This window comes from Amycolatopsis balhimycina FH 1894, assembly GCF_000384295.1.
In the GTDB taxonomy this organism is placed as follows: Bacteria; Actinomycetota; Actinomycetes; order Mycobacteriales; family Pseudonocardiaceae; genus Amycolatopsis; species Amycolatopsis balhimycina.
This window is the reverse complement of the sequence record NZ_KB913037.1, coordinates 3,992,305-4,005,509: the sequence shown is the minus strand read 5'-3', so window position 1 is coordinate 4,005,509 and position 13,205 is coordinate 3,992,305. Positions and strand designations below refer to the sequence as shown.

Below are 13,205 nucleotides of genomic sequence, written 5' to 3'. Positions count from 1 at the left end.
ATCGGGCCTCAAGCACGCGAGCCGACCCTCCGGGTACGCAAGCCGACCGTCCGGGCACGTCAGCCGACCCTCTGGGTAGGCTCGTCCGGTGGTTGAACTGTTGGGACCTGCCGAGATCCGCGGGCTGGCGGCCGAGCTGGACGTCCGGCCGACCAAGAAGCTCGGGCAGAACTTCGTGCACGATCCCAACACCGTCCGCCGGATCGTCGAGCTCGCCGGCGTCGCCCCGGACGACGTCGTCCTCGAGGTCGGGCCCGGGCTCGGGTCGCTGACCCTCGGGCTGCTCGCCACCGGCGCGCGGGTCGTCGCCGTCGAGATCGATCCCAAGCTCGCCGAGCGGCTGCCCAAGACCGTCGCCGAACGGGGCCCCGAAGCCGCGGAGCGGCTGACCGTCGTCGGGGCCGATGCCCTGCGCGTCACCCGCGAGGAACTGGGCGAGCCGACCGCGCTCGTCGCCAACCTGCCCTACAACGTCGCCGTGCCCGTCGTGCTGCACCTGCTGGCCGAGGTGCCCTCGCTGAAGACCGGTTTGGTCATGGTCCAAACCGAAGTCGCCGAGCGGATGGCCGCCGGCCCCGGCAGCCGGATCTACGGCGTGCCGAGCGTCAAGCTCGCCTGGTACGGCACCGCACGCAAGGTCGCCGCCGTGCCACGCTCGGTGTTCTGGCCCGTACCGAACGTCGATTCCGCGCTCGTCGCGTTGGAACGCGGCGACACGACGGCGTCCGACGACCGGGAGCTGCTCTTCGGCCTGGTGGACGCTGCTTTCTCACAACGCAGGAAGACGCTCCGGGCCGCGCTCGCGGGCTGGGCGGGCTCGGCCGAGCGTGCCGGCGAACTGCTGACGGCCGCCGGGATCGACCCCAGGACCCGCGGTGAGCAGCTGAACGTGCACGACTTCGTGCGGATCGCCGCCGCGCGTTAGGCACTCCACAGTGGAAGCGTGAAAATACGTCCTCTCCGCCCGTGATCCCGCGATCCGGACGCCGCCAGTCGTGTGATCTGGGCCAACAGGCTTGCTTTCGCTCCGTGGGATCGGTTTTACTCAGTACGTCCATCCCGAGCGACTGAGAGACCTGGCTCGCCGAAGTCGCAGCAACCACCCTCCGCAGGGCAGGTGCTACCGCCAGGACCGATGGAGGCCGTTTTCGATGAAGAGGGTAGCTCGCCCCCTGCTCCTCACCCGGCGTCGCGTTGTCGACGAAGGCCGCCGCTCCGTGACCGCATGTCGGCGCTCCAACTGAGCTAGCCCCAGCCGGTCCACCTCTTCTTCACGCACCGTCCGCAGTGGACGGAACTCGCTTGCGGCCGGGTGCCGCGTCCTGCGCGCACCCCGTTTTCTGGAGCCTTCGTGATCACCGTCGAAAACCTGTCCAAATCCTTTGCCACCAACGGAAATTCGGTCGTCGCGCTGCACGACGTGAGTGTCGACGTCCAGGCCGGCTCGCTGTTCGGCGTGGTCGGTCCCGCCGGGTCGGGCAAGTCCGTCCTCGCCCGGTGCATCGCGCTGCAGGAGCGGCCCGACCGCGGCGTCGTCCGGCTCGACGGCCTCAACACCGGCACGCTCGACGGCCGCCGGCTCCGCGAAATCCGCCGTCAGCTGGGTGTCGTTTCGACGAAGCCGGAGCTGATCGCCGAGCGCACGATCGCCGGCAACATCGCTGCCCCGCTCGAGCAGCTCGGCGTCGACGGCCCGCAGCGCCGCAGCCGGGTCGGCTCGCTGCTCGACCTCGTCGGCCTGACGCCGCGCGCCGCGCAGCGTCCCGGTGAGCTGTCCGCCGGTCAGCTCCGCCGTGTCGCGGTCGCGAGGGCGCTGGCGGCGGCCCCCGCCGTGCTGCTCGCCGACGACCCGACCGCCGGTGTCGACCCGGAGGAGGCCGGCGCCGTCCTGACCGTCCTCGACCGGGCGCGGTCCGAGCTGGGGGTCACCGTCGTGGTCACGACGCCGGACGCGGGCGTGGTCCGCCGGCTTTGCGACGACGTCGCCGTGCTGGAAGACGGTACGGTCGTCGAGCGAGGCACCGTGCTCGACCTGATCTCCGACCCGGCCAGCCGCACCGCGCGGGCGCTGTTGCCGGCCATCGAGACGTCCCGTTCGCAGGTGGCGCGCTACGACCGCTCGGCCGATGTCGTGCTGATCGGCTTCGCGTCGGTGGGTGCGCTGCTGCCCGAGGCCGCGGGCCGCTTCGACGTCGAGTTCGCCACGATCGGCGGCGGCCTGACCCGGATCGGCGACACGCCGGTCGGCCGGTTCCGCCTCGGCGTCCGCGGCGAGCGGGCCGACGCGGCGCTGGCGTGGGTCGCCGAGCGCGGCGGCCACGTGACGCACACCGCCCGCGGCCCGCAGGGCATCGCGGCCGCCTGACCTGGGCAAGCTTCGTGAAGGCCACCTTGAGGAACTTGTAGTTCCGGAAGGTGGCCTTCACGAACTTCCTGGTGGAAGTGCGACCGGCACGAGCACGTAGGCTGGTCGGGTGCTCGCTGTTGTTCCGCCTCCAGTCACCGTCCGGGTCCCGGCCAAGGTCAACCTGCACCTTTCGGTCGACGACCTGCGTGAAGACGGTTACCACGAGCTGGTGACCGTGTTCCAGGCCCTGTCACTGACCGACGAGGTGACCGTCGCGGCCACCGACGAACCCGGTATCGAGGTCTACGGCGAGGGGGAGGGCTCGGTTCCGACCGGCCCCGAAAACCTGGCCTGGCAGGCCGTCGAAGCGCTGGCCGCGCACGTCGGCCGCACCGGCGAGCCGAAGGTCCGGGTGGTGCTGCGCAAGGGCATCCCGGTCGCCGGCGGAATGGCGGGCGGCAGTGCCGACGCGGCGGCGACGCTGGTCGGGCTCGCGAGCCTGTGGAGTCTCGACGTCACCCGCGACGAGCTGGCCGAGATCGCCGCCGGGCTCGGCAGCGACGTCCCGTTCGCGCTCTACGGCGGCACCGCGCTGGGGACCGGGCGCGGCGAAAAGCTCGTCCCGGTGCTCGGGCGGCACACGTTCCACTGGGTGCTGGCCTTCGACTCCGAAGGGCTGTCGACGCCGAAGGTGTTCGGCGAACTGGACCGCCTGCGTGCGGCGGGCAACCCGCCCCGGATCGGCTCGCACACCCCGGTCGTCGAGGCGCTGGCCTCGGGCGACCCGCGCCAGCTGGCCCTGCTGCTGGGCAACGACCTCCAGGCGGCGGCGGTTTCGCTGCGGCCCGAGCTGCGCCGCACGCTCCGGGCGGGCGTCAACGCGGGCGCGCTGGCCGGCACGGTGTCCGGTTCCGGCCCGACGTGTGCGTTCCTGTGCGAAGACGCGCAGTCCGCGGTGGAGGTCGCCGCGGAGCTGTCGGGGGCGGGGGTGTGCCGCACGGTCCGGGTGGCGCACGGCCCGGTCCCCGGCGCCCGCGTCGTCGGCGGGGACGACGCGCCGCGCCCGGCGCCGCCGCGGGTGCACGCCTGACCTTCCACTGTGGATGGTCGGATAACTCTGTTTCTCGGAAAGGATCGGCTGAGCGGATGGCCAACCTGGTCAATCTCGAGGCGGTGAGCAAGTCGTACGGGGTGCGCCCGCTGCTGGACGGCGTGTCGCTCGGCGTCGCGGCCGGGCAGCGCATCGGCGTCGTCGGCCTCAATGGTGGCGGCAAGACCACCCTGCTGGAAGTCCTTTCCGGACTCGCCGAGCCGGATTCCGGGCGGGTGAGCCACGTCGGTGGCCTGCGGATGGCCGTGGTCACCCAGCGGACCGAGCTGCCGGACGGCAGCAGCGTCGGCGAGGTCGTGCTCGAACGCTATGGCGCCGAGCACGAATGGGCGGCCGACGCGCGCGTGCGGTCCATTGTGGACGGCTTGGGCATCACCGCGATCGGGCTCGACACACCCACCGCGAACCTCTCCGGCGGTGAGCGGCGCCGGGTCTCCCTGGCCGCCGCGCTGACCGGGGAGCTCGACCTCGTCGTGCTCGACGAGCCGACCAACCACCTGGACGTCGAAGGTGTCCAGTGGCTCGCCGACCACCTGCTGAACCGGCGGATCGCGGTCGTGGTCGTCACGCACGACCGGTGGTTCCTCGACACCGTCGCGACTTTGACGTGGGAGGTCGCGAACGGCCGCGTCGAGCAGTACGAAGGCGGTTACGCCGACTGGATCTTCGCGCGCGCCGAGCGGGGGCGGCTGGCCGCGACGGCCGAGGAGAAGCGGCAGAACCTGGCCCGCAAGGAGCTGGCGTGGCTGCGCCGCGGCCCGCAGGCGCGTTCGTCGAAGCCGCGCTACCGCATCGAAGCGGCCGAAGCGCTGATCGCCGACGTCCCGCCGCCCCGCGACTCCGTCGAACTGCAGGCGTTCGCGAAGCGGCGCCTCGGCAAGACCGTGCTGGAGCTGGAAGACACGACGTACACGGTGGGCGAGCGGACGCTCCTCGACCACGTCACCTGGCGGGTCGGGCCGGGCGACCGGATCGGCCTCGTCGGCATCAACGGCTCGGGCAAGACGTCGCTGCTGAAGCTGCTCGGCGGCGACGTCGAGGGCTCGACGGGCCGTCGGATCGAGGGTAAGACGGTCGCGCTGGCGCACCTGCGCCAGGAGCTCGACGACCTGCCCGGCGACCTGCGCGTGCTGCAGGCGATCGAGCAGGTGGCCGGGCGCGTCGTGTTCGGCAAGCAGGAAATGACCGCGTCGCAGCTGGGGGAGAAGCTCGGCTTCCCGCAGGCGCGCCAGTGGACGCCGGTCGGGGACCTCTCCGGCGGCGAGCGGCGGCGGCTGCAGCTGTGCCGGCTGCTGATGGCCGAGCCGAACGTCCTGCTGCTCGACGAGCCGACGAACGACCTGGACATCGACACCCTGCAGCAGCTGGAGGACCTCCTCGACGGCTGGCCGGGCACGATGGTCGTCGTCTCCCACGACCGCTACCTGGTCGAACGCGTCTGCGACACGATCGTCGCGCTCTTCGGTGACGGCCGGATCACCCACCTCCCCGGCGGCATCGAGGAGTACCTGAACCGACGCGCGGCAGTCCAGGACGTTTCGGGCCCGGCGCCGTCGGCGGCCAAGACCGAAGCGAAGAAGTCCGCGGCCGACCTGCGCGCGGCGCAGAAGGACCTCGGCCGGCTGGAGCGCAAGCTGGACCAGTTGCACGCCAAGGAGGAGAAGCTCCACGCGTCGCTCCTGGAGGCCGCGACCGACCCGGCGAAGCTGATGGCGCTCAACGCCGAGCTGAAGGGCGTCCGGGGCGAGATCGAGGACGTCGAGGGCCGCTGGCTGGAGACGTCCGAGCTGCTCGAATGAGGGTGATCGGGCCCGACGAGCCCCTCGGTGTGCTCCGGCGGATCGCGGTGGCGGGCTCCGCCGGATCGGGCAAGTCGACCCTCGCCCGCACACTGTGCGAGCGCCTGGGTGTGCCGTTCGTCGAGATGGAAACCTTCTTCCACGGGCCCGGCTGGACCGTGCGGGAAACCTGGCAGGCCGACCTGCTCGAGTACCTGGGCCGCGACGTCTGGGCCATCGAATGGCAGGGCGAAGAAGTCCGGGAGCGGATGACCGCCCGCCTCGACGTGCTGGTGTGGCTCGACCACCCGCGTGCCCTGGCGATGGTCCGGGTCGTCATCCGTACGCTCCAACGCCGTTTCGGCCGTGGTTCGGAGATCGCCGGGGGGAACGTCGAAGGCCCGTTGCGCACCTTCTTCACCGACCGGAACCACATCATCCGGCTCGCGTGGCGGTACCACCCGATCATGCGCGCGCGGGTCCGCCGGGTGATCGACGAGAACAGCCACCCCGACCTCGTGGTCGTGCGGCTGCGGGGGCAACGCCAGGTGAACCGGTGGCTTCGGGGGCCGGTTTCCGCTTTGGTCGGCGGGCGTTGACGGTGTCCCAGTAATGTTCCGGCTATGAGCAGGTTCGTGGACACGCTCGTCGCCACCGCGACGAAGCGGGGGCAGCAGCGCGGCATGGTCACCGGCGAGCCGAAGGAGCCGGTCCGCCGGACCTGGGCCGAGGTGCACACCGAAGCGCGGCGGATCGCCGGCGGGCTGGTCGCCGGCGGGTTCGAACGCGGGGGTGCCGTCGCCGTGCTGGCCGCGGCGCCGGTGCTGATCGCGCCGACCGTGCAGGCCGTGTGGCTGGCCGGCGGCAGCGTCACCATGCTGCACCAGCCGACCCCGCGCACCGATCTCGCCGAGTGGGCCGAGGACACCGTGCGGGTGCTCGGGATGATCGGGTCCGACCTGGTGCTGCTCGGCGAACCCTTCGACCAGCTCGCGCCGGTGCTGGCGGAAAAGGGCATCGGGTTCCAGCTCATCACCGACCTCGCCGCCGCCGAGCCGCTGGCCGACGTCGTTGCCACGGACGAGGGCGACACCGCGCTGCTGCAGCTGACCAGTGGTTCGACCGCCGACCCCAAGGCCGTGCGGATCACCTACGGGAACCTGTACTCCAACGTCAAGGCCATGGTCGAGCGCGCCGAGTTCGACTTCGACGTCGACGTGATGGTCTCCTGGCTGCCGACGTTCCACGACATGGGGATGGTCGGCTTCCTGACCGTGCCGATGACCTTCGGCGTCGAGCTGGTCAAGATCACGCCGGTCGAGTTCCTCTCGGGCCCGTTGATCTGGCCCGAGCTGATCACCAAGTACGGCGGCACCACCACGGCGGCGCCGAACTTCGCGTACGCGATCGTCGGACGCCGGATGGCCCGCGTCGACGACGACTCCGCGTACGACCTGTCGAAGCTGCGCATCGCGCTGAACGGCGCCGAGCCCGTCGACGAAACCGCCGTCCAGACCTTTGTGGACGCCGGCGCCCGGTTCAAGATGCCGGCGGAGTGCGTCTTCCCGGCCTACGGCATGGCCGAAGCGACGCTCGCGGTGTCGTTCGCGCCGCTGTTCACCGGGCTCACGCTCGACGTCGTCGAGGCCGACGCGCTCGAGGCGGACAACCGCGCGGTGCCGGTGCCCGAGGGCGACCCGCGGCGCGGCACCGACAGCGTCCGGTCGTTCGCGGTGCTCGGCCGTCCGCTGGACGGGCTCGAGGCGGAGATCGTCGACGATTCGGGCGCACGGGTCGGCGAGCGCGAAGTCGGCGAGATCCGGCTGCGCGGCGAGGCTGTGACGCCCGGCTACCTGACCATGGACGGCCCGGTCGCGACGCAGGACGATGCCGGGTGGCTGAACACCGGCGACCTCGGGTACCTGGTGGACGGCCAGATCGTGATCTGCGGCCGCCGCAAGGACGTCATCATCATGGGCGGCCGCAACCTGTACCCGACGGACATCGAGCGCGCGGCGACCTCGGTCGAGGGGGTCCGCGCGGGCAACGCGGTGGCGGTCCGGCTGGACGCGGGCAGCCGTCGGGAGCGGTTCGCGGTGGTCGTCGAGTCGAAGCTGGCGGGTGACGCGGAGGCCGAGAAGAACCTGATGAAGCAGGTGTCGGCCCGGGTCCGCGACGCCGTCGACATGCGGCCGTACGCGGTGGTCGTGCTGCCGGCCGGGAGCCTCCCGAAGACACCGTCCGGCAAGGTCAAGCGCGCGGCGACGGCACAGCAGTTCGCGGACAAGATCAAGCGGAACGCGGACGCCTGACCGGCCCCGTCGCGGTGTCTTGAATGACTCATTCAGGACCTCCGAGGTCCTGAATGAGTCATTCAAGACGTTCGGGGTCAGCGTTGCTGGAGGCGCTCCGCCCGGAGGGTCGGCGGGGCCGCGCGCTCGGCCGTGGCTTCCGAAGAACTGCGGGCGCCCGGGAGGTCCGGGGCCTGGCCCGTGCGGGCGGCGAGCTGGTCCTCCACCGCGTCGAGGAACTCGTCGACTTGGCGCTCGTCGTAGCCGCGCTTGCCGATCAGCGGCTTCGAGAACATCACGTGGTGCACTTCGGCGGCGGTCAGGTCGTCCTCCTCGGCGAACGTCTTGGCGATCCGCCGGACGAACTCGTCGACCTCGTGCTTCGCGTAGCCACGGCGGCCGATCGGGGCGTTACCGAAGGTGACCTCGGCGAGGTCTTCGGCGGTGAACGACATGGAACTCTCCGATTCCGGGGTAGGGCGGGTGCGAACTCCCGTACACCGTCCTAACCCGTGGACAGGCTGCCCCGAAAGGGGCAATCCCCAACCTCACCCCCACGGGCGGCCTTGCGCCCGCCTTCGGGTGAGCAGGCGCTACCCAGCGCTGTGTGGCCGGATTCACATGGTGACATCCGGGAGTCAGGGCCTCCGCCACCCGGAACCCCTGAAAGACGCGCGGTCAGCCGCGCCCGAACCACTTCCGGGTGCTCGGCGGCCGCTGCGGCTCGTCGGCCACCGCCGGCGGCGGCGGGGTGCGCAGCTCCACCAGGGCCGCCTCGGCCTCGTCGAGGAACAGGTCGACCTGGGCCTGGTCGTAGCTGCGCATGCCGACCGGCATGATCGTGAACTCGACGTAGTGGATGTCGTCGGGGGTCAGGATGTTCCGCCCGGCCAGCGCCTCCGCGACGAGGTCGAGGAAGGCGTCCACTTCGTCTTCGTTGTAGCCGCGCCGGCCGATCCTGGGCTTGCCGAACGCGACCGACCGGGCTTCTTCGGGAGTCATGGCTTCACCTCGCATCCAGGTCAACCCGCGTGGAAGGAGTTCTGCGCGGCCGCGAGGCCGGTGCCCACCAGTGCCTCGGTCGCGTCCGCGCAGCGGTCCACCTCGAACGGGAGCTCCTTGCGCTCGACCGTCGAGAAGTCCTTCAGCACGAAGTCCGCGGGGTCCTGACGGCCGGGTGGGCGGCCGATGCCGAAGCGCACCCGGTAGTAGTCGCGGGTGCCCAGCGACTTCGTGATCGAACGGAGTCCGTTGTGGCCGTTGTCGCCGCCGCCGAACTTGAGCTTCAGCGCGCCGAAGTCGACGTCGAGCTCGTCGTGCACCACGACCACGCCGGACGGCGGCACCTTGTAGAACTTCGCCGCGCCGGCCACCGGCCCACCGGAGAGGTTCATGAACGAGCGCGGCTTCACCAGCACCACGCGGCGGCCGGCCAGCCTGCCCTCGAGGACTTCGCCGCCGGTCTTGTGCGTCTTGAACTTGCCGCCGACGCGGGTGGCGAGCTCGTCCAGCACCATGAACCCGACATTGTGCCGGTTTCCGGCGTACTGGGGTCCGGGATTGCCGAGGCCGGCGAGCAGGATCAGCTCGCCGGCCCCGGGCAGGTCTTCGGTCATGCGGTGATGCTATTCGGCGGCTTCGGCCGACTCTTCGCCCGCTTCGGCGTCGTCGCCGGACTCTTCACGCTGCGGCTCGTTGACGGCCACGACGAGCGACTCCGGGTCGGTGACCAGGGTGGCGCCCTGGGGCAGCTCGACCTGTCCGGCCAGGACCTGGGAACCGACCTCGAGGCCCTCGATCGAGACCTCGAACTGCTCCGGGATGTGCAGCGCCTCGACCTCGACCTGCAGGGTGTCGACGTCCTGGTTGACCAGGCCGCCCGGGCCGGGGTTGCCGGTCACGACGACGGGGACGTCGACGACGATCTTCTCGCCGCTCTTCACGACCAGCAGGTCGACGTGCTCGATGTAGTTCTTCAGCGGGTGGACCACGATGGTCTTGGTCAGGGCCAGCTCGACCGAGCCCTCCAGGTCCAGCGTGATGACGGCGTTCGAGCCGTTCTCGCGGACGACGCGGGCGAACTCGATCGCGGGCAGCGCGAAGTGCCGCGGGTCCGACCCGTGGCCGTAGAGGACGGCGGGGATCTTGCCGGCGCGACGCGTGCGGCGCGCGGCGCCCTTGCCGAACTCGGTGCGCGGCTCGACGGACAGACGTACCTCGGACACGGTGTGGCACTCCTTCAAATCAAGACAGCATGCTGCGGCGGGGGGAAGCCGTTGCTTTGTTCGACGACTGTGTTCAGGAAGTTTCGGCGGCGAGTTTCCGGGCGTGCACGACGACGGGGGCTACTCGAGCCGCCGCGTCGATCACGCCGGGCACCCCAGAAGGGCCCCGCCTCGCCGAGACAACCTCAAGAGTGTAAACCAACCTCATCACGGTGGGTTGCGGCGGGGGCCCGCACCAGGCTAGAACCCTCCTTGAACCCGGTATGTGACGACACAAATCCGGTGGCGGAAGACACCGGCTTGAGGTGTGCTCGGCGTAGCGGGAGAGCAGGGGGCGGAAATGCGGGCTCGACGGAGCAGGGTGGCGGCGGTGCTGTTGCTGGGCGGGCTGTTGTCCGGCTGCCAGGTGGCGGTCGCCGGCACCGCCGGGGTCTCCGCGGCCGACCAGCAGACGGCCGACCGGCGCGCCGAGCAGCGCGCGGCGGTCGAGGGGGCCCTCACCGCGCTGGGCCAGGCGCCCGCAGTGGCGCTGAAGTCCACGGTCAAGGGCGCCGACCAGCAGTTCCGGGTGACCCGCGGCGGCAGCGCCGTCGGCGGGCTGCCGCTCGACGGCCGCTTCGTCCAGGTGACGGCCGCGGGCGGCCAGTTCTACCTGCAGGCCGACGCCGACTACTGGAAAGCGCACGCGATCGACGAGGAGTCGCAGTTCGGCACGAGCTGGGTGCGCTCGCTCGGCTCGGAACTGCCCTTCGACCCGGCGGCCCGGTTCGCCCCGCCCGTGCTCGCCGACGGCCTGCGCAAGGCACTTGCCGGGCTCGACCGGCTGAGCGACCCGGTCAAGGAGAAGCTCCCCGACGGCACCGAGGTCTACCGGCTCGGCGCCGCGCCGAGCGTCCTGCGCGTCACCACGGCCAAGCCGAACCGTGTCGTCAGCTTCGCCCCCGCGCTGCTCGATCCGCAGGCCGGCCCGAAGTTCGGCGCGGAGTTCCAGGTCGCCCCGCTCACCGGTGACCCGCTGAAGGCGTTCCACACCGACCTCGACGGCACCCTCGGCGGGCTGGGTCAGCCGTTCGAGGGACTGGTGCAGGCGAGCGCCGTCGTCACGAACGACAGCCTCGACTGCAAGGACTTCGTCGGCTCGTGCACGACGACGGTCGACATCTCCAACAGCGTGGTCGGCTCGCCGGCCTCCGGCGGGAAGAGCGTCGTGCACATCACCCTCTCGGTCGAGGTCAGCGCGGAGGCGCTCGGCGCGCAGACGTGCACGACGGCCGGTGACGCGGAGCCGTACGCGACGATCAAGCTGTCCTGCGCGGTGAAGTTCAAGCTGCCCAACCGCACGGCGAGCTACCAGGTGCTCTCGAAGCCGAACGCGATCGCGGAGGTCCGCGCGGCCCTCGACGTCAACGCGGTGAAGCAGAAGGTGGCCGCGGAGTTCGCGAGCCTGGGCGGCTGACCTGGACGCCTACCCCCAGGTGTGTTGCTTCCGTTGAAGTAGGCGATCTTCCGTTCCTACCATCGGCCGTGAAGGCCGACGACGAACGAGGAGATCTCATGGCCAAGCTGGTGGTTTTCGGTGCGACGGGGTACGCCGGGGGCAAGATCGGCGCCGAGGCGCTGCGGCGCGGGCACGAAGTGGCCGGCGTCGCGCGGAACGCCGGTTCGGTGCCCGAGGGGGTCGACGAGCGGCAGGGTTCGCTGCACGACGAGGAGCTCGTCGCGCAGGTCGCCAAGGACGCGGACGTCATCGTGGTCGCCACCCCGGCCCGCGCGATCGACGGCAAGAAGCTGATCGACGCCGTGCCCGGGCTGGTCCGGGTCGCCCGCGAGAACGGCGCCCGGCTGTCGTTCGTCGGCGGCGCGGCGAGCCTGCTCGTCGCCGAGGGCGGCCCGCGCCTGTTCGACACCCCCGAGTTCCCGGACGAGTACAAGGACGAGGCGGGCAGCCACGCCGAGGTGCTGTCCCTGCTGCGCGAGCAGCCCGAGGACCTCGACTGGTTCTACGTCAGCCCGGCCGCCGAGTTCGGCGCCTGGACCGCCGGCGAGCGCAAGGGCGAGTTCCGGATCGGCGGCGACGTCCTGCTGACCGACGAGAACGGCAAGTCGCACATCGGCGGCGACGACTTCGCGACCGCGTACGTCGACGAGATCGAGCAGCCGAAGCACCGCCGCGCGCGCTTCACCGTCGCCTACTGAGAGTTCCCTGCTTCAAGTCCGTGAATGGCACATTGAGGGACTCTAAGTCCCTCAATGTGCCATTCACGGACTTTCCTGGAGGTGGTCGGACACGGCGATGACGTCGTAGCCGAGCTCCTCGGCGCGGCGGCACTTCGCGATCCAGGCGTCCCGGCTGCCGATTTCACGGAGGCTGACGCCGAACTCGAACTTCCCCATGGCCGGCACGCTAGTGCCGGAAGATCCGCCGGGCGCGGGATTTCGCGCCCGGCGGAAGGACTGCGCCTTTCAAAGCGTCAGGCGTTGCCGTCGAACAGCGACGTCACCGAGCCGTCCTCGAAGACCTGCTGGATGGCCTCGGCCAGCATCGGCGCGATCGACAGGACCGTCAGCCCCGGGAACCGCTTCTCCGCCGGGATCGGCAGCGAGTTCGTCACGATCACCTCGCGCGCCTTGCACTGCGAAAGCCGCTCGGTCGCCGGGTCCGACAGGATGCCGTGGGTCGTCGCGATGACGACGTCGGCCGCGCCTTCGTCGATCAGCGCTTCCGTCGCCTTCACGATCGTGCCGCCGGTGTCGATCATGTCGTCGATCAGCACGCAGACCTTGCCCTCGACCTTGCCGACCACGCGGTTCGCCACGGCCTGGTTGGGCTTGTCCGGGTCGCGCGTCTTGTGGATGAACGCGATCGGCCGGTCGCCCAGCGTCTGCGCCCACTTCTCGGCCAGCCGCACGCGGCCCGAGTCCGGCGAAACGACCGTGATGTCCGCGTCGCCGTAGGTCTTCTTGATGTGGTCGGCCAGCACGGTCTGGGCCATCAGGTGGTCGACCGGGCCGTCGAAGAAGCCCTGGATCTGCGCGGTGTGCAGGTCGACCGTCATGATCCGGTCGGCGCCCGCGGTCTTGAACAGGTCCGCGATCAGCCGCGCCGAGATCGGCTCGCGGCCCTTGTGCTTCTTGTCCTGACGCGCGTACGGGTAGAAGGGCATCACCACGGTGATCCGCTTGGCGCTCGCCCGCTTCAGGGCGTCCACCATGATCAGCTGCTCCATCACGTACTCGTTGATGGGCGTGGTGTGGGCCTGGATGACGAAGGCGTCGGTGCCGCGGACGGACTCCTCGAACCGGACGAACAGCTCGCCGTTGGCGAAGGTGTGCGCCGTCTGCGGGGTGATCTTCACGCCGAGGTGGACCGCGACCTCTTCGGCGAGCTCCTGGTGTGCGCGCCCGGAGAAGAGCATCAGGTTTTTCTTCGGCGTGCCCTGCTTCTGGCTCATG

At 70.7% G+C, this 13,205-nt stretch carries 14 protein-coding genes and 1 riboswitch; of the genes, 8 read left to right on the top strand and 6 right to left on the bottom strand.

Annotation, left to right across the window (positions count from 1 at the left end; genetic code table 11):
• The first annotated feature begins 88 nt into the window (after window positions 1-88).
• From rsmA to A3CE_RS0117415, 6 genes are all read left to right on the top strand, one after another.
• The gene (gene rsmA / locus A3CE_RS0117440) at window positions 89-925 is read left to right on the top strand and encodes a 16S rRNA (adenine(1518)-N(6)/adenine(1519)-N(6))-dimethyltransferase RsmA (protein ID WP_026468583.1); all 837 of its coding nucleotides are present in this window, start codon (window positions 89-91) and stop codon (window positions 923-925) included.
• 126 nt (window positions 926-1,051) lie between these two features.
• A riboswitch (SAM riboswitch) is annotated at window positions 1,052-1,142 on the top strand.
• A gap of 209 nt (window positions 1,143-1,351) precedes the next feature.
• Window positions 1,352-2,365 carry a methionine ABC transporter ATP-binding protein gene (locus A3CE_RS0117435; protein WP_020641389.1) on the top strand — a complete coding sequence of 338 codons (1,014 nt, stop codon included), beginning with the start codon at window positions 1,352-1,354 and terminating at the stop codon, window positions 2,363-2,365.
• Between the two features lie 109 nt (window positions 2,366-2,474).
• A complete protein-coding gene (locus A3CE_RS0117430) occupies window positions 2,475-3,437 on the top strand; it encodes a 4-(cytidine 5'-diphospho)-2-C-methyl-D-erythritol kinase (RefSeq protein ID WP_020641388.1) in 963 nt (320 codons plus the stop codon).
• 56 nt (window positions 3,438-3,493) lie between these two features.
• Window positions 3,494-5,257: an ABC-F family ATP-binding cassette domain-containing protein gene (locus tag A3CE_RS0117425; protein WP_020641387.1), complete on the top strand. Its 1,764-nt coding sequence runs from the start codon at window positions 3,494-3,496 to the stop codon at window positions 5,255-5,257.
• On the top strand, window positions 5,254-5,835 hold the full coding sequence (locus tag A3CE_RS0117420; protein ID WP_026468582.1) for a P-loop NTPase family protein: 582 nt from the start codon (window positions 5,254-5,256) through the stop codon (window positions 5,833-5,835). The genes A3CE_RS0117425 and A3CE_RS0117420 overlap by 4 nt, the downstream gene beginning before the upstream one ends.
• A 24-nt stretch (window positions 5,836-5,859) precedes the next feature.
• On the top strand, window positions 5,860-7,548 hold the full coding sequence (locus A3CE_RS0117415) for a fatty acyl-AMP ligase (protein ID WP_020641385.1): 1,689 nt from the start codon (window positions 5,860-5,862) through the stop codon (window positions 7,546-7,548).
• Between the two features lie 77 nt (window positions 7,549-7,625).
• On the opposite strand, the gene A3CE_RS0117410 is transcribed toward A3CE_RS0117415, so the two are convergent.
• The 4 genes from A3CE_RS0117410 to A3CE_RS0117395 form a co-directional block, all read right to left on the bottom strand.
• A complete protein-coding gene (locus A3CE_RS0117410) occupies window positions 7,626-7,982 on the bottom strand; it encodes a DivIVA domain-containing protein (protein ID WP_020641384.1) in 357 nt (118 codons plus the stop codon).
• Between the two features lie 223 nt (window positions 7,983-8,205).
• Complete coding sequence (locus A3CE_RS59305) at window positions 8,206-8,529, bottom strand: DivIVA domain-containing protein (protein ID WP_020641383.1); 324 nt, start codon at window positions 8,527-8,529, stop codon at window positions 8,206-8,208.
• 20 nt (window positions 8,530-8,549) lie between these two features.
• Entirely contained in the window at window positions 8,550-9,143 is a 594-nt protein-coding gene (gene pth, locus A3CE_RS0117400) for an aminoacyl-tRNA hydrolase (RefSeq protein WP_020641382.1), read from the bottom strand.
• 9 nt (window positions 9,144-9,152) lie between these two features.
• The gene (locus A3CE_RS0117395; RefSeq protein WP_020641381.1) at window positions 9,153-9,752 is read right to left on the bottom strand and encodes a 50S ribosomal protein L25/general stress protein Ctc; all 600 of its coding nucleotides are present in this window, start codon (window positions 9,750-9,752) and stop codon (window positions 9,153-9,155) included.
• Window positions 9,753-10,113: 361 nt separating this feature from the next.
• Between A3CE_RS0117395 and A3CE_RS0117390 the strand changes: the two genes are divergently transcribed.
• A complete protein-coding gene (locus tag A3CE_RS0117390; RefSeq protein ID WP_020641380.1) occupies window positions 10,114-11,208 on the top strand; it encodes a hypothetical protein in 1,095 nt (364 codons plus the stop codon).
• Window positions 11,209-11,306: 98 nt separating this feature from the next.
• Complete coding sequence (locus tag A3CE_RS0117385; RefSeq protein WP_020641379.1) at window positions 11,307-11,948, top strand: NAD(P)-dependent oxidoreductase; 642 nt, start codon at window positions 11,307-11,309, stop codon at window positions 11,946-11,948.
• 63 nt (window positions 11,949-12,011) lie between these two features.
• On the opposite strand, the gene A3CE_RS56545 is transcribed toward A3CE_RS0117385, so the two are convergent.
• The gene (locus tag A3CE_RS56545; protein ID WP_020641378.1) at window positions 12,012-12,146 is read right to left on the bottom strand and encodes a hypothetical protein; all 135 of its coding nucleotides are present in this window, start codon (window positions 12,144-12,146) and stop codon (window positions 12,012-12,014) included.
• A gap of 77 nt (window positions 12,147-12,223) precedes the next feature.
• Window positions 12,224-13,204, bottom strand: coding sequence for a ribose-phosphate diphosphokinase (locus A3CE_RS0117375; protein WP_026468581.1), 981 nt, complete (start codon window positions 13,202-13,204; stop codon window positions 12,224-12,226).
• Window position 13,205: the final 1 nt, after the last annotated feature.

What these genes read in the sequence shown, in the direction of transcription:
- A3CE_RS0117425 (WP_020641387.1), top strand. Translation starts at nt 3,494, where the DNA reads ATGGCCAACCTGGTCAATCTCGAGGCGGTGAGCAAGTCGTACGGGGTG.
- A3CE_RS0117420 (WP_026468582.1), top strand. Translation starts at nt 5,254, where the DNA reads ATGAGGGTGATCGGGCCCGACGAGCCCCTCGGTGTGCTCCGGCGGATC.
- A3CE_RS0117415 (WP_020641385.1), top strand. Translation starts at nt 5,860, where the DNA reads ATGAGCAGGTTCGTGGACACGCTCGTCGCCACCGCGACGAAGCGGGGG.
- A3CE_RS0117410 (WP_020641384.1), bottom strand. Translation starts at nt 7,982, where the DNA reads ATGTCGTTCACCGCCGAAGACCTCGCCGAGGTCACCTTCGGTAACGCC.
- A3CE_RS59305 (WP_020641383.1), bottom strand. Translation starts at nt 8,529, where the DNA reads ATGACTCCCGAAGAAGCCCGGTCGGTCGCGTTCGGCAAGCCCAGGATC.
- pth (WP_020641382.1), bottom strand. Translation starts at nt 9,143, where the DNA reads ATGACCGAAGACCTGCCCGGGGCCGGCGAGCTGATCCTGCTCGCCGGC.
- A3CE_RS0117385 (WP_020641379.1), top strand. Translation starts at nt 11,307, where the DNA reads ATGGCCAAGCTGGTGGTTTTCGGTGCGACGGGGTACGCCGGGGGCAAG.
- A3CE_RS56545 (WP_020641378.1), bottom strand. Translation starts at nt 12,146, where the DNA reads ATGGGGAAGTTCGAGTTCGGCGTCAGCCTCCGTGAAATCGGCAGCCGG.
- A3CE_RS0117375 (WP_026468581.1), bottom strand. Translation starts at nt 13,204, where the DNA reads ATGAGCCAGAAGCAGGGCACGCCGAAGAAAAACCTGATGCTCTTCTCC.